The sequence below is a fragment of the Citrobacter sp. KTE30 genome (assembly GCF_000398825.1).
GTDB classification, from domain to species: domain Bacteria; phylum Pseudomonadota; class Gammaproteobacteria; order Enterobacterales; family Enterobacteriaceae; genus Citrobacter; species Citrobacter freundii.
The window spans coordinates 2,704,885-2,729,025 of record NZ_KB976055.1 but is presented as its reverse complement, the minus strand read 5'-3'; the positions used below and the strand labels follow the sequence as shown (position 1 = coordinate 2,729,025).

Genomic DNA, 24,141 nt, shown 5'->3' with positions numbered 1-24,141 from the left:
CTCTTAACCACGGCGAGTCATTTGATGACGCACCAACAAAATAACCGGTAGCGTGCCAGCTAAAACAATCATTAGCGCGGCGATAGCACCTTCTTCATAGGTTCCACGGGCTGCTTCCGCATACAACAATGTTGCCAGCGTTTCGAAATTGACCGGGCGCAAAAGCAACGTTGTTGGCAGTTCTTTCATGGCATCGGCAAAAACCAGCAGGGCACTGCTGACTAACGCTGGGCGCAGCAGGGGAAAATGGACCCGTGCAAACGTCCCCGCGCCATTCTCACCCAACAGACGAGACGCCTGTTCCAGTGAGGGGGGGATACGGCCCAGACCAGAATCCAGTGCGCCAATGGCAATCGCCTGGAATCGCATGGCACAACAAATTACCAGCAGGATCCCGGCGGACATCAGCGGCAGACCACGAACATCCAGTAAATCGGCCAGCCAGCGGTCTACCGCCATGGCGGGGGTCAAAAAACCAATTGCCAGAATTGTGCCGGGAACCGCATAGCCTAAAGAAGCCAGACGCATCACGCCGCGACGAAATCCTGGCATGGCGTTGTCGGCGGCGCTATGACGCGCGCTCCAGGCCACTAACATACTGACGCAAACCACCACCAGCGTGGTTCCCGCCGCCAGCGATAGCGTATTTTGTAATGCTGATAGTAACGAAGAGGAAAGCGGATTCTCATCACCTATGCGTTTGGCGCTTTCCCACATTAAAAACAGAACCGGAGCCAGAAAACCCAGCAGGACAGGCAGTGAAATAACGCCACCAAGCAGCCAGCCACGCCAGCCCTGCACGCGCGTAGGTTGAATTTCCCGTAGGCTGCGACTGCTGAATCCTTGTTTTCTGCGACCATAAAATTCCAGCGTCAGAATAAGGAATATAAACATCAGCATCATGCAGGCAATTTGTGCCGCGGCAGATAAATCAGAACGCGAGATCCATGTGGTGTACACGGTAACGGTTAACGTCTGTACCCCGAGAAACTCCGATGCGCCAATATCGTTGAGCGTTTCCAGCAGTGCAAGGCTGATCCCAACGGCCAGTGCCGGACGGGCCATGGGCAATGCAACACGAAAGAAGGTTCCGGTCGCGCTGCATCCCAGCGTGCGTGCGGCTTCCAGTAAATGGGCCGGTTGGCTAATAAACATGGCACGGGTTGTCAGATACACGTATGGGTAAAGCACCAATCCGAGTAGGATGATTGCGCCGGAAAGTGAGCGTAAATCTGGCAGACGGAACTGTCTTGGGCTGTCAAAACCCAGTAAAAAACGGATAAAGGTTTGCAGGGGGCCAATCGGATGCAGCAGATCAAGCCACGCAAAGGCCACAATGTAGGTCGGCATCGCCAGCGGCAACAGTAACGCCCAGCTAAGTATTTTACGTCCGGGGAAATCCCATGCCGTTACCGCCCATGCGCTGCCTACGCCAATCACGCCGACCATCACCGCGACACCGGCTAATAACAGCACGGTATTTTTTAGTGCGGCAGGTAGTACATACGTCAGGAGATTACCCCAGTGAGATAAATCGGCCTGGGTAGCCTGCCAAATCAGCGCTATGATCGGTGTCAGAACGCCAAGCGCCACGCACAGTGCGCCAAGATGTAGCGGCGTTAATAATGACTGCGGCCCGGAAACCAGGCCGCGTAACGTCGGAAACTGCAGAGGTTTATTGATCGAATCCAACTTTATCTACCAGCAGACTAGCTTGTTTACGATATTTAACGATTTCGGTTAATGGTGTTTTATCGACGTCGATTTCGCCAATAGTTGCGTTGATAACCGGGTCAAGCGTCACGCCTTTCAGTACCGGGTATTCGAAGTTCGCTTTCGCATATTGCTGCTGGGCAGGTGCGGAAACCAGATATTCCATCAGCTTAACGGCATCGGCTTTATTTGGCGCATAGCGGGCTACAGCTGCACCACTGATGTTGACGTGTGTACCGCCATTTTCAAAGGTAGGTTTAACGACTTTAATCGCATCGCCCCATTGACGCGCATCGCTGCCTTCTTTGGCATTTTTCATATGGCCGACGTAATAGGAGTTGGCGAGACCAATATCGCAAATGCCGCCGAGGATATCGCGAGCAACATCGCGATCGCCACCAGTAGCTTTACGCGCCAGGTTAGCTTTCACACCGCGCAGCCATTCTTCGGTCTTTGCTTCGCCGTGATGAGCAATCATTGCGGCGATCAGCGCCGTGTTATACGGGTGCTGTCCGGAACGAATACAGACTTTACCTTTGTACTCAGGGCTGGCGAGTTGTTCGTAATGCCAGTTATCGATTGGCAGTGACTTCTCGGCATACAGCACGCGGGCACGCATCGATAGCGCAAACCACTGATTATCTGCACCGCGCAGATTAGCCGGAATCGCGGTTTTCAGTGCTTCTGACTCTACTGGCTGAGTTACACCCGCTTCCACTAAATCAATGAGATTACCGGCATCGACGGTCATCAGCAGGTCGGCAGGTGAATTTTTACCTTCAGCTTTAACGCGCTCAAGCATACCGTCCTTGATATAGACCGTACTGACTTTGATGCCGCTGGTTTTGGTCCAGCTATCAAGCAAAGGCTGGATTAGACCCGGTTCACGGGTTGTATAGAGCGTTAACGTTTCCTGAGCGAAAGCCGGTAGGCTAACTGAGAAGACCAGGGAAGAGGCAAGTGTGATACGGCGCAGTCCGGCGCGAGGCAGAGAATTCATCGTTTATATCCCAGAGTAATTGGAACGTACAGTGAACCGAGCGAGGGCTCGTTCCTTTGGCTCGCGTACAATAAATGATAATCACTAGCACTTACAATAATTGCAAAGTTTAAACGATTTACATTTACATAACTTTAATCAACGTTGTGATGCGGCATGTAACGGGGTGCAGAGCAGGCTGGGTGCTTATGAGAGGGGATTTTATAGCGACCGAAAAGCAAAAAGCCTGCTTAGTTTCCTAAGCAGGCTTCTTAAATATGGCTCCTCTGACTGGACTCGAACCAGTGACATACGGATTAACAGTCCGCCGTTCTACCGACTGAACTACAGAGGAATCGTGTGAACGAGGCGCATATTACTGACCTCGCCATGAGGTGTCAACAGTAAAATTAGCGCGTCATTTCAATTGCTTAATTAATCTTCAAATTCAGCGTTAATGCACATTTGGTGAGCGATAATGACCATCTTAGCGGGTATCGCGTAACCGCTCCATGGGGTTCTGGCGGTAAAACTGAATAAAACGCTGCCATAAGGCCGGAAAACGTGGCGCAAATAATTCAGGAGCACTGAAGAAATACTCCGAAAGAACGGCAAAGCATTCGGCCGGGTCGGTTGCTGCGTAAGCATCTATACTGCACGCGGTTTCACCGACCAGATCAATTTCATCCTGAATGTTATTCATTGCGGCATACAGGTCGTGCTCCCAACCGGCAATATCTCGCAGAGGGATCGCCGGAATACCGCTGGCGCGGTCGCCATTACGCATATCAAGCTTATGTGCCACTTCATGGATGATCAGATTAAAGCCGGAGGCATCAAAAGAATCCTGAATGTCGAGCCAGTTAAGGATTATCGGACCTTGCTGCCAGCTCTGCCCGGACTGTAGAACCCGTTGATTATGCACCAGCCCAATATCGTCTTCCCATTCATCGTCCACGACAAACGGGGCAGGGTAGATGAGAACTTCATGAAACCCGTCGAGCCACTCGACCCCTAATTCCAGGACAGGCAAACAGAAAAGCAGCGCAATGCGCGTACTTTTCAGCGGGTCAAGTTCAAACCCCTGAAGCGCTACCAATCTTTTTTGCTGTAAAAAGCGCTCGGCCAGGGCGATAAGTCTGGCTTGTTCTTGCTCGGTGAGATTCACCAGAAGAGGAATAGCCAGGGCGTCGTCCCACGGCCAGTCGTCACTCCGGGTTGTTTCTTGCTCTTTCCAGGGCCACTTAATCATCGTTTTGCTCGCAAACTCGTCACTTGAACGAAATTGACGGAACGGGGTCTGTTAAAATGCCAAATTACCTGGCATCATGGCAACCGCCAAAACGGAGAGATGCCAGAGCGGCTGAATGGACCGGTCTCGAAAACCGGAGTAGGGGCAACTCTACCGGGGGTTCAAATCCCCCTCTCTCCGCCACTATTCAAACACTTAGCTCAATTCCTTTCAACGACTCATGTCACACTTGGTATAGTGTTGATATATTCGCTTAGTATAAAGCTCGCCATCATCATGTTCTGATTTGCCCAATACTGGAAGATCCAGTGTGGGGGAAATTTTCACTTTTCTGTCATAAACCGCAACCTGGCGTTCAGTTTTGTGATCTGAGAATAGTTGTTTGTCCTTTCTCGTTTCTATCAAGTTTTTTTTCCTGCGGCTCAAAGTTAAACCAGGGGCAGGGTAGCTAAAGTTATTTTGGTTTTTATCCTAGAAGAAGATAGCCCCAGAAACCAGGCCGTTAGAGAAATTAGCAACAAGCCTCGAGAATAAATCTGGCAGTTATCTTTGAGCGATGAGCGGACGCACAAGACGGTGACAAGATTGCAATATTTGTTGGGGTTATGCCCACGACTTGTTTTGGATAAACTCACTTAACCCTTTGTGATACGATAATTATCTTAGATTGTCACATGGGGCCAGATTTTGAATTCATACATTTTCCTTGCCGGGGCCATTGTAGCTGAAGTAATAGGTACAACCCTGATGAAGTTCTCTGACGGGTTTACACGTCTATGGCCATCTGTCGCAACCATTGTGTGCTACTGCACTGCTTTTTATCTTCTCGCTCAGACGCTGTCGACGATTCCAACGGGTATTGCATACGCAATTTGGTCAGGTGCTGGAATCGTATTAATCAGCCTTTTGGGCTGGTTGGTAAGTGGGCAAAAGCTGGATTTCCCAGCGATCGCAGGCATGTTCCTGATTTGCGCTGGGGTTCTGGTTATCAATATTTTTTCAAAATCTTCCCCGCATTAATTCTAAAAGAATGTCGGATATCTGGCGCTGTTAGCAGAGCTTATTCCTGTGCGGTGAAAAAGCCCGCTTGGTATGAAGCGGGCTTGCGTATTTTTGTCGTAATTAGAACTGGTAGACTAAACCAACGGCAACGATGTCGTCAGTTGCGATACCATTGCTTTCATAGAAGCTGTCGTCTTCGTCCAGCAGGTTGATTTTATAATCAACGTAGGTGGACATGTTTTTGTTGAAGTAGTAAGTCATACCCACATCAACATATTTGACCAGATCTTTGTCGGTGTAGCGTGGGGTGCCATTGCTATGGTGATCCCAGCCACCTAAGTCGACACCTTTAGATTGCAGGAATGCAACGGACGGGCGCAAACCAAAGTCAAACTGGTATTGTGCAACAACTTCAAAGTTCTGCGTTTTGTTGGCGATACCGCCTTTGTCATCACCATAAGCGGTCATATTGCGGGTTTCGGCATACATTGCAGCCAGGTACACGTTGTTAGCGTCATATTTCGCGCCAACAGTCCATGCATCTGCTGTTTCACCACCAGCATATTTACTGGTGTAGCTACGATCATTGCGACCTTCAGCGACTTGGTTGTTAGTACGATCAGAACTGGAGTACGCTGCACCGAGACTTAAACCGAAGTCGAAGTCATAAGAGGTGGACATACCGAAACCGTCGCCGTTTTCTTTCGCCAGTTTGCGGTTTTCACTATTACCAGAACCTTCCTGACCTACGCTGCTACCTTCATTATTCCCCTGATATTGCAGGGCAAAGTTCAGGCCATCAACCTTACCAAAGAAGCCTTTATTACGATAGGTAGCAACGCCGTTGGTACGGCCCAGCATGTAAACGTCGGTCTGAGTGTAGGTATCACCACCGAATTCTGGCAGCATATCGGTCCAGGCTTCAACGTCGTACACGACGCCGTAGTTACGACCGTAGTCGAAAGTACCGTTTTGACCAAAACCTAAACCGGCAAAGGCCAGACGAGTCCATGAATCGCCTTTGTCACCTTCGGTACCGTTGGCCTGAATGTTATATTCCCACTGACCATAGCCAGTCAGCATATCGTTGATCTGCGTTTCGCCCTTAAAGCCCAGACGCGCATAGGTCATGTCGCCGTCGCTGCCTGCATCATCAGAGAAATAACGCAGACCATCGACTTTTCCGTACAGATCCAGTTTATTGCCGTTTTTATTATAGATTTCAGCCGCATTTGCTGCGCCTGCAGCTAATAAAGCAGGGAGAAGCAGTGCCAATACTTTTCTTTTCATTATGTATTCCCTTTGCATGATAATTAAAATGAATATGTAGTACTATCCAAGAAACTACATTTGGATACTATCCATGAAGTTCATTTAATTTAAAATATAACATGTAACAAATGTATTTAAAATATTTCTAAATGTTTCATAGATGTGTTTTTATAACTATAAATATATGTTAGTTAAATTATTATTTGTCACATAAATTATTTTTAATCAATATCTTATGTGTATCGTGCTATTTATTTGAAACTTGAATTTTATTTGTGTGGAGTATTTATTTTTGTTATTCATATAATATAGTTGTTGATATTGAAATTATGGTTTTTATAAATTCATGTGGATTTTGTTTTCGGTGTGATAATAAAAGTTAATTATGTAATGGGGCAGGCAGTGGTTTGCAATGAAAATTGTTGCTAAGGTGATTTTCTTTCTACAAAGGGAGATAGCATGAAACTGCACGACTGGCAGTCGCAATTTGAAGCTTGGTTAGCTGATAACCATTCCGGACAAGATGCCGCGCATGACATCTTTCACTTTCGTCGTGTGTGGATGACGGCGCAAAAGCTGAGTACAGATGCTACTGTAGACTGGCTAGTGGTGTTGACCGCGTGCTACTTCCATGATCTCGTCAGCCTGCCAAAGAACCATCCTGAGCGTCATCGTTCGTCGGTACTGGCAGCTCTGGAAACGCGTCGCATTTTGATGCGCGATTTTCCGGATTTTCCACAACAAAGAATACCTGCCGTGTGCCATGCCATTGAGGCGCACAGTTTTAGCGCCAAAATTGCACCAGAAACCCTTGAAGCGAAAATCGTGCAGGATGCGGACCGGCTTGAGGCGCTGGGGGCTATCGGTCTAGCGCGCGTATTTGCCGTTTCAGGGGCGTTGGGGGTTGCGCTGTTTGATGCGGAAGATCCGTTTGCCCGAAAGCGTAGCCTTGACGATAAACAGTACGCGCTCGATCACTTCCAGACCAAGTTATTGACGTTGCCGTTGATGATGCAAACCGAACAAGGGAGGCATTTGGCACAACATAATGCGGATTTTTTACTGACGTATATGGCGAAGCTGAGTGCGGAGTTAAAAGGAGAGTATGAAATGCTGGATCTTGACGCGATTCAACCCTTTAAAGCGCGCTAGTCGCCTGTACGGCTGAAACGTCAACCGTGCTAATTTATGTTAATCTGTCGGTTATCCATTTCTGCCGGTTAAATGTATGCAGGATAATTTTTCAGTAGCAGGCTCCATGAACCCGATGACAGATGATAACAAGGCCGCCGCGCAGGTGATTTTGGCTAAGTTGCTTGAAATATATGACGTGAAAACCCTGGTTGCTTATCTGAACGGTGTTGGCGAGAACCGCTGGAGTCCGGCCATCTTTAAGCGAGTGGTGGCGAACGAAACATGGCATCGCCTCAGCGACAATGAGTTTACTTATCTGAATTCCTTGCTGCCGACGCCACCTGCGCATCATCCGTATTATGCCTTTCGATTTATCGATCTGTTTGCCGGCATTGGCGGGATTCGTCGCGGCTTTGAGGCAATTGGTGGGCAGTGCGTGTTTACCAGCGAGTGGAACAAGCATGCGGTGCGCACCTACAAAGCGAACAACTTTTGCGATCCCTTCCAGCATCACTTTAATGAAGATATTCGTGATGTCACGCTGAGCCATCAGGATGGGGTGAGCGACCAGCAGGCGGCAGAACATATTCGCCAGCACATTCCAGAACATGATGTACTGCTGGCGGGATTTCCTTGTCAGCCCTTCTCCCTGGCCGGAGTGTCAAAGAAAAATGCGTTAGGGCGGGCCCACGGTTTTGCCTGCGATACACAAGGCACACTCTTTTTTGACGTGGTGCGCATTATCGACGCTCGTCGACCAGCAATATTTGTGCTCGAAAACGTCAAAAACCTGAAGAGTCACGATCAGGGCAAAACGTTTCGCATCATTATGCAGACGCTGGACGAGCTGGGTTATGACGTGGCAGATGCGGCAGATAACGGTCCGGATGATCCGAAAATTATCGATGGGCAACATTTTTTGCCTCAACATCGCGAACGTATCGTGCTTGTCGGTTTCCGACGCGATCTGAATTTGAAATCAGACTTCACGCTGCGGGATATTGTCACGCGTTATCCGCAGCGGCGTACTACGCTGGCGGAACTGCTTGAGCCGAACGTCGATGCGAAATATGTGCTGACGCCGGTGCTGTGGAAATACCTCTACCGCTATGCGAAAAAGCATCAGGCGCGGGGAAATGGATTTGGCTATGGCATGGTGTATCCCGGTAACCCTGATAGCGTAACGCGCACATTATCTGCGCGTTATTATAAGGATGGGGCGGAGATTCTGATTGACCGTGGCTGGGATATGGCGCTGGGTGAAAAAGATTTTGACGATCCGCAGAATCAGCGACACCGCCCACGCAGACTTACGCCCAGAGAGTGCGCGCGCCTGATGGGGTTTGAATCTCCGCAAGGCTATCAGTTCAGGATCCCCGTGTCAGATACTCAGGCTTATCGCCAGTTTGGTAATTCGGTGATCGTTCCGGCATTTGCGGCGGTGGCCAGGCTGCTGGAGCCAAAAATCAGGCAGGCAGTTGCTATTCGCGAGAAAGAGAACCTGCATGGCAGACGTTCACGATAAAGCAACACGCAGTAAAAATATGCGGGCGATAGCCACCCGCGATACCGCAATTGAAAAACGCCTTGCCAGCGTGCTGACAGAGCAGGGGGTAACGTTTCGCGTGCAGGATGCGACGTTACCCGGTCGCCCCGATTTTGTGGTGGATGATTATCATTGTGTGATTTTTACTCACGGTTGTTTCTGGCACCACCACAATTGCTATTTGTTTAAAGTCCCCGCGACACGAACGGAATTCTGGCTGGAAAAAATAGGCAAAAATGTCCAACGCGATGCGCGGGATTGTGAAAAATTGCAGGCTCTTGGCTGGCGCGTACTGATTGTCTGGGAGTGCGCCCTGCGTGGTCGCGAAAAGCTGGATGATGAAGCGTTATCTGAACGTGTCATCGAGTGGATCTGCGGCGGTGGCGACACCGCGCAGATCGACACTCTCGGTATTCATTTACTGTAATGTTTTTTCCGACGAACTCGCGACGGCATCCGCTTTAACAGGGAACAGGTATTTCCCCAACGTTACCAGCACCACAGCAAACACGATCACGCCGAGCGCCAGCCATTCGATAGGGGCCAGTCTTTCTCCCCCCAGACCGGTACCTAACAGCACCGCAACAACCGGGTTGACGTAGGCGTAGCTGGTGGCTAGCGCCGGGCTGACATTGCGGATCAAGAACATATACGCATTAATGGCAATAATGGAGCCAAACAGGGCCAGGTAAGCCACCGCCATAAAGCCTGAAAATGTTGGCATGGTGGTCAGTTTTTCCCCGGAGAGTAACGATGCGCACATCAGCACAATACCGGCTGCTAACATTTCAATGGCTCCGGCCATCATGCCAACGGGTAGCGTAATGCGTGAACCGTACACCGAGCCAAACGCCCAGCTTATCGAACCGATCAGGATTAAAATAGCGCCCCACGGATTGCCACTTAAATTGCCTCCGCTGTTCAGCATGATGATCCCTGCGAGCCCAATCGCTATTCCCAACCATTCCAGTTTGCGCGTTTTGATGCCAAAAAAGTGGCTAAAACACAGCGTAAATAGCGGGACGGTGGCGACCACCACGGCGGCAATACCGGAAGGGACATTTTGATGTTCTGCGACGGTGACCAGTCCATTACCCACAGCCAGCAGCAGGATACCAATTAACGCGGCGTTCAGGATTAAGCGTAAGGGGGGGAGCTTATGCCCGCGAATAAGTAAAAAACTTGTTAATAAAATTCCCGCAGAGAGAAAACGTACGGCTGCCATCATTAACGGCGGCCAGCTTTCAACACCAATGCGAATAACGAAGTACGTGGAACCCCAAATGATGTACAGCGCGAATAGCGCACTGAAAAGCGGTAACAATTGCCTGAAACGCATAATCCCTCACGGTAGAAATAAAAAGGTGCAACATAGTAAACGTCAAAACTATCTTACTGGCGAGATTTATAATTACGTGTCGATGTTAAAAACTTGTTGACCAGAAAGGTCAGTTTCAGCATGGCGTGTTTTACTTCATACTTATGACTGCAAAAAAATAATATTGAGGGTCAAAATTTTGGCAGGAAGTAGCTTACTAACCTTACTCGATGATATCGCCACGCTGCTGGATGATATATCAGTGATGGGAAAATTGGCCGCGAAAAAAACCGCGGGCGTGCTGGGAGATGATCTGTCGCTTAATGCGCAGCAGGTATCGGGCGTGCGGGCGAACCGTGAACTCCCGGTGGTCTGGAGCGTGGCGAAGGGGTCGTTTGTAAACAAAGTTATCCTTGTACCGTTGGCGCTATTGATAAGCGCATTTATTCCCTGGGCGATCACCCCATTATTAATGGTAGGTGGGGCGTTTCTCTGTTTTGAAGGGGTAGAAAAGGTTCTGCATACCCTGGAGGCGCGTAAGCACAAAGAAAGCCCGGAAGAGCGTCAGCAGCGTCTGGCTGCTCTGGCCGCACAGGATCCACTCACCTTTGAGAAAGATAAAATCAAAGGGGCAATACGTACTGACTTCATTTTGTCTGCCGAGATTGTTGCGATTACGCTGGGTATTGTAGCGGATGCACCTTTGCTGAATCAGGTGTTGGTGTTATCGGGTATCGCGTTAGTGGTGACCGTGGGCGTGTATGGCCTGGTCGGGATTATCGTTAAGCTTGACGACATCGGGTACTGGCTGGCAGAAAAACGTAGCCAACTTGCCCAGTCGCTGGGGAAAGGGTTGCTGGTGGTTGCCCCCTGGCTGATGAAAACACTTTCTGTGGTCGGTACATTGGCGATGTTTTTGGTGGGGGGCGGTATTGTGGTACACGGAATATCACCGCTGCATCATGCGATTGAACATTTTGCTCAACAGCAAAGTACATTGATTTCGCTAATGCTTCCGACCCTGCTTAACCTGGTGCTCGGCTTTATCATCGGTGGGATTGTCGTTATGCTGGTGAAAGCTGTCGCCAGACTGCGCGGAGTTTCGCACTAATTGTTACAGGACTGATTATGCAAAACGCCTCTTTGTCATCTAAGGTGTAAAGGTTTCTCTTGATACAGGAGGCAGGTATGGTCTTTTCTGTCAGTGAGGAAGTCACCTCCAAAGAGGGTGGCCCACGTATGATCGTTACCGGGTATGCCAGCGGAATGGTGGAGTGTCGCTGGTACGACGGCTTTGGCGTTAAACGGGAAGCATTCCGTGAAGATGAACTGGTGGTGCCGGGCGAGCGAAGACAGCTCTGTCAGGATGCCTGAACATTTGACTCGACCGTAACCTGGTGATCTCTCACCCATTAGTTATATTTATCATTTTGGTGAGAATTATTTACTTGTCAGGCAAAAAAATTGCAGATAAGGTTTGGTTCACATCAGATTTTCTGGTGTAACGAATTTACAAGTGCTTCTTGCATAAGCAAGCTTGATCCCGACCCGATAAGGGCCGGGATTTTTTTCGCCCTCAGTCAGCGATTGATCTCCGATACGCTAAAGTCATGGATATCAAGTTCGAACGCGTCGGCCAGTTCATGCCATGTATGGTAATCTCGGCCGTCGACGCTAACGCGCTCCGGGTCATCCTGGCTGCGATGAATTTCACTCTCGCAGATTTCGTTGATTGCCTTTAGCAACGCGTCGACATCGACGCTGACTTCACGTTTGGCCGTATCGCTGTACTCTTTCGCGGTTTTCATCCTCATACCTCTCAACCGTTAAGGATACCGGGGGAGCGTACCCAAACATCAGATACGCACAACTTAAGTATAGACCGTCGATAAAACCCGCAATCGCGCGTGCAGAGCGCTGCCAGAAAAAGGAATTTGTTCTACACTGGCACAAAGCCACAGGAGGAAAACTATGAAGGTGAATGATCGGGTCACAGTCAAAACGGACGGCGGTCCTCGTCGACCGGGCGTGGTACTGGCAATCGAAGAGTTTAGTGAAGGCACCATGTACCTGGTTTCGCTGGAAGACTACCCGCTCGGTATCTGGTTCTTTAATGAATCAGGTCATCAGGATGGTATCTTTGTGGAAAAAGTGGAGTGAGATGAGTTCCGCTGTTTGATTCTGACTGGTGGAGTCGCCACCAGTCAGAACGTCTTAGCGCATATTCACAAAGATACCATTGGTGACGTTATCCGTAAGCCTCACAACGTGATAGATAACTTGCTTATTATGCGTCTTAATCTTTCGTTTTATATTCCCCTTATGGGATGACACCGTCTTGGCTTTGATATTCATTTGATCCGATATCTGTATTGTTCCCTGACCCTCCATCCACATACGCAGCATGCTGGATTCGGTTCGACTTAATGATAATGTCGGCAGATTCACATCAATAGCAATATCTACTTCTTTTTTCAGAATATCGCCAAGTAGTTTATCCAGTGAGTCAGGTTTAATCGATTTAGAACTAATCAATAAGTTTTTTCTGACGAGTAGATATTCATCAAAATGCACGTTGGCAATTGCCATAAACACAATAAATAATGTGCTGGGATGCTGATTAATGATTTGCTTTATTTGCTGGCTATTAGCAGGATCGTGGATAAAGCAGTCCTCATTAATAAACACCACAGCGGGTTGTTGAGAGACACAGGCGAGACTGAGTTCATCAACGTTGGAAATGTTGTTGATTTCCCTTTTTTTCACTCCCCGACTTACCAGATACCCGGTTAACCCTAGTCGGGTGTAACTGCATAAATCCATAATAATCGTTGACATGGCATACCCTCACTCAATGCGTAACGATAATTCCCCTTACCTGATTATTTCATCACAACTAAACGGAATAATAACGACCCAAGATGACGCTTTCGCTGTTTTTCAGGCGAATTTACTATCCCGTAAAGTTGCGTATAATTTGCCAGGAAACATCTTAAAGTAAAGTGAATGTTGCGTTATGTGAGTGAGGCAAAAACAAATAAGCCGCGACAGAGATATCTTGGTGGATGTTGTCACTTTTTAAAATTAGGACAATCCTTAGTAAAACAGGATAAAAATTAAGGGTTATTATTTTCCAGGCATTTCGCTAACGATATCGGCCAGTAAATTAAAAATCTCACTGAATAATCGTTCGCAGAATGGCGCAATTAATGGCATTAGCGCCGCCATCAGTGAAATACCTACGGTCAGAGTGAGAGGAAAGCCGATGACGAAAACCGACAGCTGTGGCGCCATGCGATTTAACAAACCAAGTGCGAGGTTCAGCGTGAGTAGCAGCGTCATTACCGGCAGGGCCAGCATTAGCCCGTTGAGGAAAATCAGGCTGCCCGCCCGTGCCAGCGCGAGAAACGCATTGCTGTTCACCGGATTGCCACCGATGGGCAGAGTATGAAAAGTATCTACCAGCAGCGAAATCAGCCATAAATGACCGTTAAAGGTCAGGAACAGCAGCATGGCGAGCATGTCGATCAGTCGTGCCAGAACCGGCATATTCAGACGGCTACCGGGATCGAAGAACGTCGCGAAGGAAAGGCCCATTTGCAGGCCAATTAATTCCCCGGCGGTACGTACTGCGGCAAACGCAAACTGCATGGTGAAGCCTAAAGCGATACCGATCAGGATTTGTTGCATTGCCTGCCATAGTGCGCCGATCGAAAAGATGGGGACGTCAACGGCGGGAATTGACGGGGCGATAACGACGGTTATCATCAACCCCAGCCCCAGCTTTACCCGTTTGGGGATGGCTCGTTCACTGAGGATGGGGGCCGTTGAGATGAGCGCCAGTATGCGCAGCAAAGGCCAGAAGTATAAATTCAGCCAGTGGAGCCACTCAACGCTGGTCACCTGCAACATAACGTTGTCTACCCGATGATATAGGGGATATTGCTGAACAGCGTACGCACGTAGTCGAGCAGCAGGTTAAGCATCCACGGGCCAGCAACAATGATGGCAATAAACACCGCGACAATTTTGGGAATGAAGGACAGCGTCATTTCGTTAATCTGGGTCGCCGCCTGCAGAATACTGATGATAAGACCTGTGACGAGAGCGACCAACAGCAAAGGCGCAGCAAGGGCCAGGGCGACTTTCATCGCCTCTGTGCCCATCATCATGACCGATTCAGGAGTCATTTCGCGCCTCTAACTGTAAAAGCTTTGTGCCAGCGAACCGACAAGTAGCTGCCAACCGTCTACCAACACAAACAGCATCAGCTTAAACGGCAACGCGATTGTGGCTGGCGGTACCATCATCATCCCGAGCGCCATCAGTACGCTGGCGATCACCAGGTCGATAATCAGAAACGGAATAAAAATGGTAAAACCTATCTGGAATGCTGTTTTCAACTCACTGGTGACATAAGCGGGTAGCAAAATTCGCATCGGCACGGCTTCTGGTCCCTGTAATGGACCGCTGTTTGCTAAGCGCGCGAAGAGGGCCAGATCGGCTTCGCGGGTCTGGCGTAACATAAACTCACGCAGCGGCTGGGCGCCTTTCTCCATAGCTTCCTGCATGGAGATCTTCTCTTCGCTGAACGGTTGATATGCGTCGACGTAGATTTTATCGATCACCGGCGACATGATGAAAAAGGTCAAAAAGAGCGCCAGGCCCAGTAGCACCTGGTTAGGTGGTGCAGAGGGGGTACCCAGCGCATTTCGCAGGAGACCGAAAACAATGATGATGCGGGTGAAGCTGGTCATCATCAGCAAAATTGCAGGCAGGAACGTCAGCGAGGTGATGAACACCAGTGTCTGCACGGGCAAAGACCAGCTTTGTCCGCCGCCCGGCAATGGCTGACTAACCAGACCCGGGAGTTGGGCGAGGGCAACGGGACTGAAAAGCCACAAGCCTGCCAGCGTGAGGGATAACAAACGGCGCATCAGGATCTCCCAGGACGCTTAAGCAAACTCTTCATCATGGCCTGGAAATCCGCAGGGGAGGCCGTTTTTTCTTCTGCATCGGCAGGTGCCGGGGGCAGGGTGTGCAGGACGTTAATCTGCGAGGCTGTGACACCCAGTACCAGACGGGCATCTTCGACCTCGACAATCACCACGCGCTCACGTGGACCCAATGAGGTGCTGGCTGCGACTTTCAGCCCGCGAGTACCGGCACTTTTGGGGGCAAATCCCAGACGTTTAATGACCCAGGCCACCGCCAGGATCAAGACGATGATCCCGAGCAGCGCGCCGCTTACCTGCACCAGCGGTGAACCGGGAACGGCGGCGGGTTCAGAAACGGTAGCCTGGGTATTCATGATTAACGGCTCAGACGGCGCATACGTTCAGACGGGGTGATAATGTCAGTGATACGCACACCGTATTTATCCGCGACCACGACGACTTCGCCCTGGGCAATCAGATAACCGTTGATCAGGATATCCAGCGGTTCGCCTGCCAGACCATCCAGTGCGACAACCGACCCCTGCGTCAGGCGCAGCAGCTCTTTGATGGTCATGCGGGTACGGCCCAGTTCGACGGTCAGTTTGACCGGAATGTCCATGATCAGGTCGATGTCCTGCAAAGCACCGCTGACGTCGCCGCCACCTAACTGCTGGAATACCGCATCGGCCGCACTTTTGGTGGGCGTGGTTTTTTGCTCGTTTAACGCGTCAGCCCACAGATCGTCCAATGCGCCAGTGTTCTCATCGGACGGATTATTCATATCACTCATTTGGGCTGTTCCTCATTCAGCGAATTCAAAATCGGGTTTATCAGATGTTCTACGCGTAACGCATACTGACCGTTTACAGTGCCATACTGGCTGGTCAGCACAGGCACGCCGTCCACATGAGCAATAATGCGGTCGGGTTTTTCAATCGGCAGTACATCGCCGGGTTTCAGTTTTAAAATCTGGGATAGCCGCAGCGGAATGTCGGCAAAGTTTGCCACCAGCTCCAGCTCAGAATGCTGAACCTGACGCACCAGATTATTGCGCCAGTTCTGATCTTCATTACGCGAGTTTTCCAGCGGCGGATTCACCAGCAGCTCACGCAACGGCTCAATCATGCTGAATGGCAGACAGATGTTAAATTCACCGGTCAGGTTGCCAATTTCAACGTGGAACGGGGTGTTCACCACAATGTCGTTCGGGGAGGTGGTGATATTGGTAAATTTCACCTGCATCTCAGAACGGACGTATTCCACTTCCAGTGGGTTGATGGCCTTCCACGCGTCGCTGTAGCTTTCCAGCGCCAGCTTCAGCATGCGGTTGATAACGCGCTGTTCCGTGTGCGTAAATTCGCGGCCTTCCACTTTCGTCGGGAAACGACCGTCACCACCGAACAGGTTGTCTACGGCGATAAATACCAGACTTGGTGAGAACACCACCAGACCCGTACCGCGCAGCGGCTTCAGGTGGATTAAGTTCAGGTTGGTCGGAACCGGCAAGTTGCGCGCAAATTCGTGGTAAGGCTGGATACGGATCGCCCCCACGGTAATATCTGGGCTACGGCGCAACAGGTTAAATAACCCCATACGGAACTGGCGCGCGAAGCGTTCGTTAATGATCTCCAACGCCTGTAAACGCTCACGTACTACGCGACGCTGAGTGTTGGGATCATAAGGACGAATATCGCTTTCTTTTGCGATACCTGAAATGGGTTCGTCTTTGGTTTCGCTATCGCCGTTCAGCAATGCGTCGATTTCTGCCTGAGAAAGAATACTGTCGCCCATGTCTTTACCGCAGAATAAAAGCTGTATAAAGAACGTCGGTGACAACCTGTTTCGGTTGTCCAACAACAAGCGGAGTCGCCAGCGTCTCTTTGATGGCGGTAATCAGCTGTTGCTTACCTTCCTCGGTGGCGAGTGTGGCCGCATTCTGACGAGAAAATAGCAGCAGCAAGCGGCTGCGCACTTCCGGCAGATATTCGTTAAGACGTGAACGTGTCGCCTCATCTTTCATGCGCAGTGTGATACCGATATACAGCACACGGTCTGCATCACCCAGATTGACGGTAAAGGTATCCAGCGCAAAGAACACCGGGGCTGGCGGTGGAGCCGGTTCCGCTTTGACGCTGGCGGAAGGCTGCTGCTGCATGCGCCAGTAGCTATAACCTGCAGTTGCGCAGGCGGCGAGGGTAATTAATACCAGCAGAGGGATCCAAATAGCGCGTTTACTTTTTTTGTTAATCGCGGAGTCAGTCATCAGATACGGGCTTCCTGTTTCGGTACAGCTTATGGGCTGATTATCCCGTGTCCTGTCCACGACAAAGCGTGGAAAAGACGCGGATAATCATGCTACCTCTGGCGTTAGGCGAAGATGTCTACTGCGCCATCGCCGCGGGCAGTGGCTTGCAGCGAGGCTGGGGTTGCCAGTATTGCGTCATCTTCAGCGGCAAAAATGTCTTGTCCTTGAGCGCGACCAGACTGCTGTTGCTGTCCGGAAGACTGCTGATGGCCAGCGAAGCTTTCACTGCTGATGTTGCTTTGCCCCAGTTGGATCCCGCTTTCAGCCAACTGTGTACGCAGCATCGGTAATGCGGCTTCCAGTGCGGCGCGCACGTGACTGTGCGGTGAAACCATTTGTAACTGTGCGAGGTTATCGTCCAGCTTGAGCGAAATATGTACCTGACCCAGGTCCTGCGGATGCAGACGCAGCTCTGCGCTTTGCTGGCCCTGGCGCGTGAACAAGGTGACGTGCTGGCTCAGCGATTGCTGCCATTCATGGCTACCTAACGGAGCGCTTAACACCGGCGCGGCCGTCGGTAACGGTTGTGCATGTGTTTGTGGACCACTTAGCGGGGCCGCAGTCATGCCAATGCTGGTCGGTGACGGGGTGCTGTCGATTTCAGCTCTGGCGTTCACTGCTGCCGTCAGCGGGGTTAATGTTGGATTGTTTGCCTGATTAGCACCACCGCCAGCAATCGTGACATCCGCTTTGCCTTTTTTGGCATCGCCCGGCAGTAATTCGTCTGCATTATCAGTCGCCGCGCCGTGTACCGCGCCTCGTGACAATGCGGAAAGCGCCGCATCAACAGGGGCTGGTGCGCTGTCGACGGCAGGCGTAGCCAGTGGTTGTCCTGGCAGCATGGCGAACAACGCGCTCAGGTTGGCGAGATCGTCATCACTCAGCGTAGTGTTTTTTTCGTCCTGCTGTGCGACTTTGCCCAGTGTCGTCAGGGCATTCGCTTTCAGTGAAGGCGTGAGAGCGGACAACAGTTGCTGAGCGTCAGTCATGTCGGCAAGAGAAGTCTCGGTTTGCAGCTCCTGTTGCGCCAGCAGATCGGTTAATTTGACCGACGGTGTGGCATCGCCATTTTTTTGCAGCAACCCTTTTTGCAGCTTACTGCTGGCCGCCTGTAAGTCGGCAAGCGACAGCGGGGCGTCTTTACCTTGTGCGTCGCCCGCACCTAATGCGCCAGCCAGTAGCGCTAAAAAATCCTCGGGTGAATCTACCGCTTTGCCTGACTGAAGACCTGCGGCTACATCGGTGTCGGTGGTAATCAGTTGGGGTAAAGTAATCATTCGGGTTTCCTCATAGCTGCGCGCTGAGCAAATTCATCCATTTTTTTCTGATCCAGACGGTTTTCGGCCAGTAACGCCGCCGAGGTTTGTCTGTCCTGCAACGTCTGCCACGCCTGTAATCGTTGTTTTTTGTCGCGCCAACTGTTCAATGCCTGGTCTACTTTCTGTGTCCATTGATTGAGCTGTTGGCGATGTTGCTCAATCGCTTTTTCCAGCGTCTGAATAAATTGTTGGTAATTGATCCAGCGATTGCTGGTAATACCCTGGCCCATATCGGTATTCAGATTGTTGCGATACTCATGCTGATAATCGATCAGCATTTTTAACTGTTCTTCCGCCTGCTGACAGCCACGACGCATCTCTCCCAATAAGACAGCAGCGTCATCTACCTCTTTTTCAGCCAGGTCTTTCAATGTTGCTAATGCACCATGTTGTGCCATGACCTATGCTCTCCTGCTTAATCACACACCAGGGAAAATCAGTTCCAAAGCTTGTAGAGAATCTTCCCAGTCAGCCCGTTCAAAAATACCTTGCTGTAAGAATGCTTCCAGCTGCGGCCATAAGGCTATGGCTTTATCCAGCATCGGATCGCTGCCTTTCGCATACGCTCCTACGCTGACCAGATCGCGGTTACGCTGGAAGCTGGACAGCAACTGTTTAAAGTTACGCACCCGTGCATAGTGTTTTTCACTAATGAGCGCGGTCATGGCGCGACTGATCGAGGCTTCAATATCGATGGCCGGATAGTGACCCGCCTCGGCCAGATGACGAGACAGCACAATGTGACCGTCCAGAATCGCGCGCGCGGAATCGGCAATCGGGTCCTGTTGGTCGTCACCCTCGGTCAGTACCGTATAAAACGCGGTGACTGAACCGCCTCCGTGGATACCGTTACCGGCCCGTTCGACCAGCGCCGGTAACTTAGCGAATACTGAGGGTGGATAACCTTTGGTTGCCGGTGGCTCGCCGATCGCCAGGGCTATCTCACGTTGTGCCATCGCGTAGCGGGTGAGGGAGTCCATAATCAGCAATACATGCTGTCCGCGATCGCGAAAATCTTCGGCGATGCGCGTGGCGTAGGCCGCGCCTTGCATACGTAACAGCGGCGAGACGTCCGCCGGAGCGGCAATCACTACCGAGCGTGCGCGACCGTCAGCGCCGAGAATATTTTCAATAAAATCTTTAACTTCGCGACCACGCTCGCCAATCAGACCCACGACGATAACATCGGCCTGGGTATAGCGCGCCATCATGCCGAGCAGGACGCTTTTACCGACGCCGGAACCGGCGAAAAGCCCCATACGCTGGCCGCGGCCAACGGTTAACAACGCGTTGATGGGGCGTACGCCGGTATCCAGGACGTGTTCAATTGCGGTGCGTTGCAGGGGGTTAAACGGCGGTGTAATCAGCGCGCCGGTTTCGGTGGTATCCGGGGCGGGCAGTCCGTCGAGCGGTTTGCCGCTACCGTCCAGCACACGACCCAGCAGAGCAGGGCCAAGCGGTAATTGCTTCCCGCTTTGCAGACCTTCTCCGGCAATGTTCTTCGCGTATACGCGTGCGCCGGGCAGAACGCCTTCGACCTCTTCGAGCGGCATCAGAAACAGACGTTGACCGTTAAAGCCCACGACTTCGCTTTCGACCTCCTGGGTTTCGTTGCCGTCCTGACGTTCAATGACGCAGGTGGCACCGAGCGGCAGCTGTAACCCCGTGGCTTCCAGCACCAGCCCGGTTGCGCGGGTCAGGCGACCATAACGACGCACCGCAGGCAGCAGTGACATTTTCTCTTCGAAGTTGTCCAGCGTATTGAGCCAGCGAGTCAGGCGAGTGGTCATTACACGACTCCCGGCGCTGCCAGACGGCAGAGTTCTTGCCAGCGCGTGGCGACGCTGGCATCCAGATCGCCTTCATCAGCTGAGACTTTACAACCGCCGTGATGCAGCGTGGGATCGCCGCGTAGCCGCCAGCCGTGCAGGCTGAGAGTGGCACCGAGCATCTCCTCCACACGCTGGAGATCGTCCGGATGTACGCGCAGCTGCGGTTTACCGCTAAACAGCGGTTCCTGTTGCAATAACTGTTGGATTTGCTTAATCAGCGCCGCGTTATCCACGATTGGCGTCTGACCAATCACCTGACGGGCAGCTTCCAGCGCCATTTGCATCAGTCGCGAGGCAATGACGCTATCCAGCGCGTCCAGCGTATTCTGAAACTCACTCACCAGCTGCTGCATGCGGGCATGGATCGGCGCATGCTGTGCTCGCGCCTGGTTCTGGCCTTGCTCCAGCCCCTGGCTCAGACCTTCCTGATAGCCTTGTTCGTGACCTTTTTGTCGACCTTCCGCCAGCCCCGCGTTATACCCTTGCTCATGGGCCTGCATTTGCAGCTGTGCGAGCTGCTGTTCAAGCTGTTGCTCTGCGGAAAGCTGTGGCTCTTCAGCTTCTTCTGACAGCGGCGTTTCGCTGTGGTCGGCCAGTACGAACTCCGCCATCGGTGGGGCGAGGTCGTCCGGAGTCCAGACTTTCCACGGCAGTTCGTTAGACATAGGTATCCTCGCCGCTGCCTATCACCATCTCGCCGGTTTCCGCCAGACGACGCACAATAAGCAGAATGGCTTTCTGTTCGTTTTCCACTTGCGACAAACGCACCGGGCCGCGGTTGGCAAGGTCGTCGCGCAGAATATCGGCAGCACGTTGCGACATGTTGCGCAGGAACTTCTCGCGTAGCGGCTGTTCGGCACCTTTCAGGGCAATCAGCAGCGATTCGGAATCCACTTCCTGCAACAGGCGCTGGATACTGCGATCGTCGACGTCCACCAGGTTTTCGAACAGGAACATCTCGTCGATAATTTTCTGTGCCAGCTCGCCGTCGAATTCGCGTACGGCGGTAATAACCGCTTCTTCCTGCTGAGTTTTCATCAGGTTGATAATTTCTGCTGCCGTTCTCACGCCGCCCATTTTGCTGCGCTTGAGGTTCTGACCATCGAGCAGACCGTTCAGTACCTCGGTCAGTTCTGCCAGCGCGGCAGGCTGCACGCCGCCGAAGGTGGCGATACGCAGCATCACGTCGTGACGTAAACGCTCGTCGAACAGCGCCAGAATATCGGCGGCCTGGCCCCGTTTGAGGTGCACCAGAATGGTGGCGATAATCTGTGGATGCTCGTCGCGGATAAGGTCGGCGGCGCTTTGTGGTTCCATAAAGTTGAGCGTTTCAATGCCGCTGGTGGTATCGCGGGTTTCCAGAATATCTTCCAGCAGGCTGGAGGCGCGTTCCTCGCCCAGCGCTTTCACCAGCACGGAGCGCAGATATTCGTTGGCGTTGATATTCAGCGCGGCAAACTGTTCTGCTTCTTGCTCAAACTCGGCCAGCACTTCCGTCAACTGTTTGTTGGAGATCTGGCGTACGTTCGCCATCGCTGTACTGAGCGCCTGAACTTCGCGCGTGGAAAGATGTTTAAACACCTCAGCCGCGCGATCTTCGCCAATGGTCATCAGCAGGATGACGCTTTTATCGGTACCGGTAAGGGCATTACTCATGATCGTTACTCATCCACTGGCGAATGACCAGCGCCACGACGCGCGGATCGTTATCTGACATTTCACGAATACGCTGGCTCATCACTTCTGCACCCAGACGTTGATTCGTACGACGCTGCTGGGTTTGTTCGTCTTTGCTGAGGCGAACTTCTACCGCTTCTTCGGTTTCCTGACGGATACGCGTTTGTTCTTGTACCGCTTTTGCTTCTTCGCTGCGGCGAACCAACTGCGGGCGAACAGCCTTACGCCACAGGATCCAGGCAACAAGCAGCACCAGCAACCAACGGCCAGCGGTCATCAACTGTTCAATAAAGACCTGCTGTTTCCAGAACGGCAGTTCGCCAATGGAATCGTCGGTCGCCGTGAAGGGTGAATTCACCACGTTCAGGGTATCGCCACGCTTGTCGGAGAAGCCCATCGCTTCGCGGGTCAGGTCCTCAATCTGTTTCATCTGATCGGCGGTTAACGGCAGAGGTTTACCGTCCGGCAACGTTTTATAGTTGACCACCACTGCAACCGAGAGACGCTGTACATCGCCGACGTTCATTTTGGTGTGGCGAATGGTACGGTCGACTTCATAGTTGCTGGTTTCATTACGCTGCGTACTGCGTGGACCAGCATTATTGTTGTTATTTGCCGTTTGCGTGGTTTGCGCATTTTGCTGATTAGCCGGAGGGGTGGCGATTGGCGCGGTATTAGCCGGTGCTGGTTGATTAGACAATGCGCCCGGTACGCCGCCTGGCGCTCCGCTCCCGATCTGCTCGCTGACGTTTAACTGGCGTGAACGCAGCACGGCCTGGGAATCATCACCGTTTGGACGGTACTGTTCTTCGGTTTGCTCTTTATTAGCAAAATCCAGTTGCGCGGTGACCTGCGCATGTACGTTACCGTTGCCGACAATCGGCGACAGGATCGATTCGATACGACGTTGAACGCGCCCTTCGACATCGCTCGCGTATTTCAACTGCGCATCGTTAAGATCGCGGCTGCTGGTGTTCGACTGAGTTAACAGATGACCCGCCTGGTCGACCAGCGTAACGTTGCCCGGCGGCAAGCCTGCAACAGCGCTGGAAACCAGATGCGTGACCGCACTGATTTGACCTTCATCCAGTGCGCGGCCAGGTTCAAGGTTAACGGTCACGGAGGCTGAAGGTGCTTTTTGCTCACGCACAAACAGCGACGGTTTTGGCATTGCCAGATGCACGCGGGCGCGTTTTACCGGTCCCAGCGTTTCAATGGTACGGGCTAATTCACCTTCCAGCGCACGCTGGTAGTTGACCTGCTCGCTAAACTGGCTAATACCAAACTTTTCCTGATCCAGCAGCTCAAAGCCAACGGCGCCGCCCTTCGGCAGACCTTGTTGTGCCAGACGTAACCGCAATTCGTGAACTTTATCGGCAGGAACTTCTATAGCACCGCTTCCCTCAGTAAAACGATAGGGAACGTTCATCTGCGTCAGTTGGGTGACAATCGCGCCACCATCCTGATCGGATAGGTTGCTGAACAGTGTGCGGTAGTCAGGTGTTTTGGCCCACAGGACCATCGCCACGATGATAGCGACGGCAGCGGCTCCCGCCACAATCAGAGGAATTCTGGGATTCGCGCGCAGGCGGTTTAACCACTCGAGAGGTTTAAGCTGGGTTGCAGTCGATGCTGTCGCACTCATCTCGCACCTCGTGGCTTATCGTGGACGGCGTTTTTTGCAAAGTGGAACAAGACTCACTCCCGGGTCAGCAAACTCGAAAAATTGACGGTCTCATTATTTGCGGTTTCGAATTTTTCTATGCGTTAAAAACCGTGGTTTTTTATCGTTATTTAACGCCTTTATCTTATTGACTAACTGGTAATCTCAGCTAAGTAAAAAATCATCCAGGGG

General features: G+C 51.5%; 26 protein-coding genes, 2 tRNA genes and 2 pseudogenes. 8 read left to right on the top strand and 22 right to left on the bottom strand.

The features are described from left to right. Nucleotides 1-3: 3 nt before the first annotated feature. The 4 genes from WC1_RS09930 to mtfA all read right to left on the bottom strand — a co-directional run bounded on the left by WC1_RS09930 (nucleotide 4) and on the right by mtfA (nucleotide 3,944). Nucleotides 4-1,692, bottom strand: a complete 1,689-nt coding sequence (locus WC1_RS09930) for an ABC transporter permease (protein WP_016150560.1) — start codon at nucleotides 1,690-1,692, stop codon at nucleotides 4-6. Then, entirely contained in the window at nucleotides 1,676-2,713 is a 1,038-nt protein-coding gene (locus tag WC1_RS09935; protein WP_003030303.1) for an extracellular solute-binding protein, read from the bottom strand. The genes WC1_RS09930 and WC1_RS09935 overlap by 17 nt, the downstream gene beginning before the upstream one ends. 258 nt (nucleotides 2,714-2,971) lie before the next feature. Further along, nucleotides 2,972-3,047: transfer RNA gene (locus WC1_RS09940), tRNA-Asn, on the bottom strand. Nucleotides 3,048-3,179: 132 nt separating this feature from the next. Continuing rightward, on the bottom strand, nucleotides 3,180-3,944 hold the full coding sequence (gene mtfA / locus WC1_RS09945; RefSeq protein ID WP_016150559.1) for a DgsA anti-repressor MtfA: 765 nt from the start codon (nucleotides 3,942-3,944) through the stop codon (nucleotides 3,180-3,182). Nucleotides 3,945-4,037: 93 nt separating this feature from the next. Here mtfA and WC1_RS09950 point away from each other — a divergent pair. After that, nucleotides 4,038-4,127: transfer RNA gene (locus WC1_RS09950), tRNA-Ser, on the top strand. Nucleotides 4,128-4,154: 27 nt separating this feature from the next. On the opposite strand, the pseudogene WC1_RS24990 reads toward WC1_RS09950, so the two are convergent. Continuing rightward, nucleotides 4,155-4,334, bottom strand: a pseudogene (locus tag WC1_RS24990) (hypothetical protein); the annotation flags it as partial. Nucleotides 4,335-4,631: 297 nt separating this feature from the next. Here WC1_RS24990 and WC1_RS0122885 point away from each other — a divergent pair. Further along, nucleotides 4,632-4,964, top strand: coding sequence for an EmrE family multidrug efflux SMR transporter (locus tag WC1_RS0122885; RefSeq protein ID WP_003839058.1), 333 nt, complete (start codon nucleotides 4,632-4,634; stop codon nucleotides 4,962-4,964). Between the two features lie 102 nt (nucleotides 4,965-5,066). On the opposite strand, the gene ompC is transcribed toward WC1_RS0122885, so the two are convergent. Next, entirely contained in the window at nucleotides 5,067-6,236 is a 1,170-nt protein-coding gene (ompC, locus tag WC1_RS09955) for a porin OmpC (RefSeq protein WP_016150558.1), read from the bottom strand. A 441-nt stretch (nucleotides 6,237-6,677) separates the two neighbouring features. Between ompC and WC1_RS09960 the strand changes: the two genes are divergently transcribed. The 3 genes from WC1_RS09960 (at nucleotide 6,678) to WC1_RS09970 (ending at nucleotide 9,325) form a co-directional block, all read left to right on the top strand. Then, nucleotides 6,678-7,370, top strand: a complete 693-nt coding sequence (locus WC1_RS09960) for a phosphohydrolase (protein WP_016150557.1) — start codon at nucleotides 6,678-6,680, stop codon at nucleotides 7,368-7,370. 76 nt (nucleotides 7,371-7,446) lie between these two features. Beyond that, nucleotides 7,447-8,877 carry a DNA cytosine methyltransferase gene (locus WC1_RS09965; protein ID WP_032948008.1) on the top strand — a complete coding sequence of 477 codons (1,431 nt, stop codon included), beginning with the start codon at nucleotides 7,447-7,449 and terminating at the stop codon, nucleotides 8,875-8,877. Further along, nucleotides 8,858-9,325, top strand: a complete 468-nt coding sequence (locus WC1_RS09970) for a very short patch repair endonuclease (protein WP_003030411.1) — start codon at nucleotides 8,858-8,860, stop codon at nucleotides 9,323-9,325. The genes WC1_RS09965 and WC1_RS09970 overlap by 20 nt, the downstream gene beginning before the upstream one ends. On the opposite strand, the gene yedA is transcribed toward WC1_RS09970, so the two are convergent. Further along, the gene (yedA, locus tag WC1_RS09975) at nucleotides 9,317-10,237 is read right to left on the bottom strand and encodes a drug/metabolite exporter YedA (protein WP_003839069.1); all 921 of its coding nucleotides are present in this window, start codon (nucleotides 10,235-10,237) and stop codon (nucleotides 9,317-9,319) included. The genes WC1_RS09970 and yedA overlap by 9 nt on opposite strands. A 175-nt stretch (nucleotides 10,238-10,412) precedes the next feature. Between yedA and WC1_RS09980 the strand changes: the two genes are divergently transcribed. Continuing rightward, entirely contained in the window at nucleotides 10,413-11,327 is a 915-nt protein-coding gene (locus WC1_RS09980; RefSeq protein WP_192474795.1) for a DUF808 domain-containing protein, read from the top strand. A gap of 77 nt (nucleotides 11,328-11,404) precedes the next feature. Then, complete coding sequence (locus WC1_RS09985; RefSeq protein WP_003030415.1) at nucleotides 11,405-11,590, top strand: YodC family protein; 186 nt, start codon at nucleotides 11,405-11,407, stop codon at nucleotides 11,588-11,590. Between the two features lie 206 nt (nucleotides 11,591-11,796). Here WC1_RS09985 and yodD read toward each other — a convergent pair whose 3' ends face one another. Beyond that, nucleotides 11,797-12,024 (bottom strand): YodD family peroxide/acid resistance protein, encoded by a 228-nt coding sequence (yodD, locus tag WC1_RS09990; protein ID WP_003030417.1) that lies wholly within the window; start codon nucleotides 12,022-12,024, stop codon nucleotides 11,797-11,799. 163 nt (nucleotides 12,025-12,187) lie between these two features. On the opposite strand from yodD, the gene dsrB reads away from it, so the two are divergent. Then, nucleotides 12,188-12,376: a protein DsrB gene (gene dsrB / locus WC1_RS09995; RefSeq protein WP_003030419.1), complete on the top strand. Its 189-nt coding sequence runs from the start codon at nucleotides 12,188-12,190 to the stop codon at nucleotides 12,374-12,376. A gap of 54 nt (nucleotides 12,377-12,430) precedes the next feature. Here dsrB and rcsA read toward each other — a convergent pair whose 3' ends face one another. The 14 genes and pseudogenes from rcsA to fliF all read right to left on the bottom strand — a co-directional run bounded on the left by rcsA (nucleotide 12,431) and on the right by fliF (nucleotide 23,931). After that, nucleotides 12,431-13,054, bottom strand: a complete 624-nt coding sequence (rcsA, locus tag WC1_RS10000; RefSeq protein WP_003030421.1) for a transcriptional regulator RcsA — start codon at nucleotides 13,052-13,054, stop codon at nucleotides 12,431-12,433. Nucleotides 13,055-13,332: 278 nt separating this feature from the next. Then, nucleotides 13,333-14,128 (bottom strand): annotated as a pseudogene (fliR, locus tag WC1_RS10005) (flagellar biosynthetic protein FliR). 8 nt (nucleotides 14,129-14,136) lie between these two features. Beyond that, a complete protein-coding gene (gene fliQ / locus WC1_RS10010) occupies nucleotides 14,137-14,406 on the bottom strand; it encodes a flagellar biosynthesis protein FliQ (RefSeq protein ID WP_003030425.1) in 270 nt (89 codons plus the stop codon). A gap of 9 nt (nucleotides 14,407-14,415) precedes the next feature. Next, a complete protein-coding gene (gene fliP / locus WC1_RS10015; protein WP_003030427.1) occupies nucleotides 14,416-15,153 on the bottom strand; it encodes a flagellar type III secretion system pore protein FliP in 738 nt (245 codons plus the stop codon). Beyond that, nucleotides 15,153-15,530, bottom strand: coding sequence for a flagellar biosynthetic protein FliO (gene fliO, locus WC1_RS10020; protein ID WP_155849120.1), 378 nt, complete (start codon nucleotides 15,528-15,530; stop codon nucleotides 15,153-15,155). The genes fliP and fliO overlap by 1 nt, the downstream gene beginning before the upstream one ends. Then, entirely contained in the window at nucleotides 15,530-15,943 is a 414-nt protein-coding gene (fliN, locus tag WC1_RS10025) for a flagellar motor switch protein FliN (RefSeq protein ID WP_003030433.1), read from the bottom strand. The genes fliO and fliN overlap by 1 nt, the downstream gene beginning before the upstream one ends. Then, entirely contained in the window at nucleotides 15,940-16,944 is a 1,005-nt protein-coding gene (gene fliM, locus WC1_RS10030) for a flagellar motor switch protein FliM (RefSeq protein ID WP_003030434.1), read from the bottom strand. Before fliM ends, fliN begins: the two co-directional genes overlap by 4 nt. Nucleotides 16,945-16,948: 4 nt before the next feature. Next, nucleotides 16,949-17,416, bottom strand: coding sequence for a flagellar basal body-associated protein FliL (fliL, locus tag WC1_RS10035; RefSeq protein WP_003030435.1), 468 nt, complete (start codon nucleotides 17,414-17,416; stop codon nucleotides 16,949-16,951). A 104-nt stretch (nucleotides 17,417-17,520) separates the two neighbouring features. Beyond that, complete coding sequence (fliK, locus tag WC1_RS10040; RefSeq protein WP_016150553.1) at nucleotides 17,521-18,735, bottom strand: flagellar hook length control protein FliK; 1,215 nt, start codon at nucleotides 18,733-18,735, stop codon at nucleotides 17,521-17,523. Further along, nucleotides 18,732-19,175, bottom strand: coding sequence for a flagellar export protein FliJ (gene fliJ, locus WC1_RS10045; RefSeq protein ID WP_003839084.1), 444 nt, complete (start codon nucleotides 19,173-19,175; stop codon nucleotides 18,732-18,734). Before fliJ ends, fliK begins: the two co-directional genes overlap by 4 nt. A 21-nt stretch (nucleotides 19,176-19,196) precedes the next feature. After that, nucleotides 19,197-20,567 (bottom strand): flagellar protein export ATPase FliI, encoded by a 1,371-nt coding sequence (gene fliI / locus WC1_RS10050; RefSeq protein ID WP_003030440.1) that lies wholly within the window; start codon nucleotides 20,565-20,567, stop codon nucleotides 19,197-19,199. After that, nucleotides 20,567-21,274 carry a flagellar assembly protein FliH gene (gene fliH, locus WC1_RS10055; protein WP_003030441.1) on the bottom strand — a complete coding sequence of 236 codons (708 nt, stop codon included), beginning with the start codon at nucleotides 21,272-21,274 and terminating at the stop codon, nucleotides 20,567-20,569. Before fliH ends, fliI begins: the two co-directional genes overlap by 1 nt. Beyond that, a complete protein-coding gene (gene fliG / locus WC1_RS10060; RefSeq protein ID WP_003030443.1) occupies nucleotides 21,267-22,265 on the bottom strand; it encodes a flagellar motor switch protein FliG in 999 nt (332 codons plus the stop codon). Before fliG ends, fliH begins: the two co-directional genes overlap by 8 nt. Next, nucleotides 22,258-23,931 carry a flagellar basal-body MS-ring/collar protein FliF gene (gene fliF, locus WC1_RS10065; RefSeq protein WP_003839087.1) on the bottom strand — a complete coding sequence of 558 codons (1,674 nt, stop codon included), beginning with the start codon at nucleotides 23,929-23,931 and terminating at the stop codon, nucleotides 22,258-22,260. Before fliF ends, fliG begins: the two co-directional genes overlap by 8 nt. Nucleotides 23,932-24,141: the final 210 nt, after the last annotated feature.

Coding starts and splice junctions, on each gene's coding strand:
- WC1_RS09960 (WP_016150557.1), top strand. CDS start 6,678: ATGAAACTGCACGACTGGCAGTCGCAATTTGAAGCTTGGTTAGCTGAT.
- WC1_RS09935 (WP_003030303.1), bottom strand. CDS start 2,713: ATGAATTCTCTGCCTCGCGCCGGACTGCGCCGTATCACACTTGCCTCT.
- fliF (WP_003839087.1), bottom strand. CDS start 23,931: ATGAGTGCGACAGCATCGACTGCAACCCAGCTTAAACCTCTCGAGTGG.
- fliN (WP_003030433.1), bottom strand. CDS start 15,943: ATGAGTGATATGAATAATCCGTCCGATGAGAACACTGGCGCATTGGAC.
- WC1_RS09965 (WP_032948008.1), top strand. CDS start 7,447: ATGCAGGATAATTTTTCAGTAGCAGGCTCCATGAACCCGATGACAGAT.
- fliQ (WP_003030425.1), bottom strand. CDS start 14,406: ATGACTCCTGAATCGGTCATGATGATGGGCACAGAGGCGATGAAAGTC.
- fliL (WP_003030435.1), bottom strand. CDS start 17,416: ATGACTGACTCCGCGATTAACAAAAAAAGTAAACGCGCTATTTGGATC.
- WC1_RS09970 (WP_003030411.1), top strand. CDS start 8,858: ATGGCAGACGTTCACGATAAAGCAACACGCAGTAAAAATATGCGGGCG.
- fliK (WP_016150553.1), bottom strand. CDS start 18,735: ATGATTACTTTACCCCAACTGATTACCACCGACACCGATGTAGCCGCA.
- fliG (WP_003030443.1), bottom strand. CDS start 22,265: ATGAGTAATGCCCTTACCGGTACCGATAAAAGCGTCATCCTGCTGATG.
- fliP (WP_003030427.1), bottom strand. CDS start 15,153: ATGCGCCGTTTGTTATCCCTCACGCTGGCAGGCTTGTGGCTTTTCAGT.
- fliM (WP_003030434.1), bottom strand. CDS start 16,944: ATGGGCGACAGTATTCTTTCTCAGGCAGAAATCGACGCATTGCTGAAC.
- WC1_RS09985 (WP_003030415.1), top strand. CDS start 11,405: ATGGTCTTTTCTGTCAGTGAGGAAGTCACCTCCAAAGAGGGTGGCCCA.
- yedA (WP_003839069.1), bottom strand. CDS start 10,237: ATGCGTTTCAGGCAATTGTTACCGCTTTTCAGTGCGCTATTCGCGCTG.
- fliH (WP_003030441.1), bottom strand. CDS start 21,274: ATGTCTAACGAACTGCCGTGGAAAGTCTGGACTCCGGACGACCTCGCC.
- mtfA (WP_016150559.1), bottom strand. CDS start 3,944: ATGATTAAGTGGCCCTGGAAAGAGCAAGAAACAACCCGGAGTGACGAC.
- fliJ (WP_003839084.1), bottom strand. CDS start 19,175: ATGGCACAACATGGTGCATTAGCAACATTGAAAGACCTGGCTGAAAAA.
- ompC (WP_016150558.1), bottom strand. CDS start 6,236: ATGAAAAGAAAAGTATTGGCACTGCTTCTCCCTGCTTTATTAGCTGCA.
- rcsA (WP_003030421.1), bottom strand. CDS start 13,054: ATGTCAACGATTATTATGGATTTATGCAGTTACACCCGACTAGGGTTA.
- yodD (WP_003030417.1), bottom strand. CDS start 12,024: ATGAAAACCGCGAAAGAGTACAGCGATACGGCCAAACGTGAAGTCAGC.
- fliI (WP_003030440.1), bottom strand. CDS start 20,567: ATGACCACTCGCCTGACTCGCTGGCTCAATACGCTGGACAACTTCGAA.
- dsrB (WP_003030419.1), top strand. CDS start 12,188: ATGAAGGTGAATGATCGGGTCACAGTCAAAACGGACGGCGGTCCTCGT.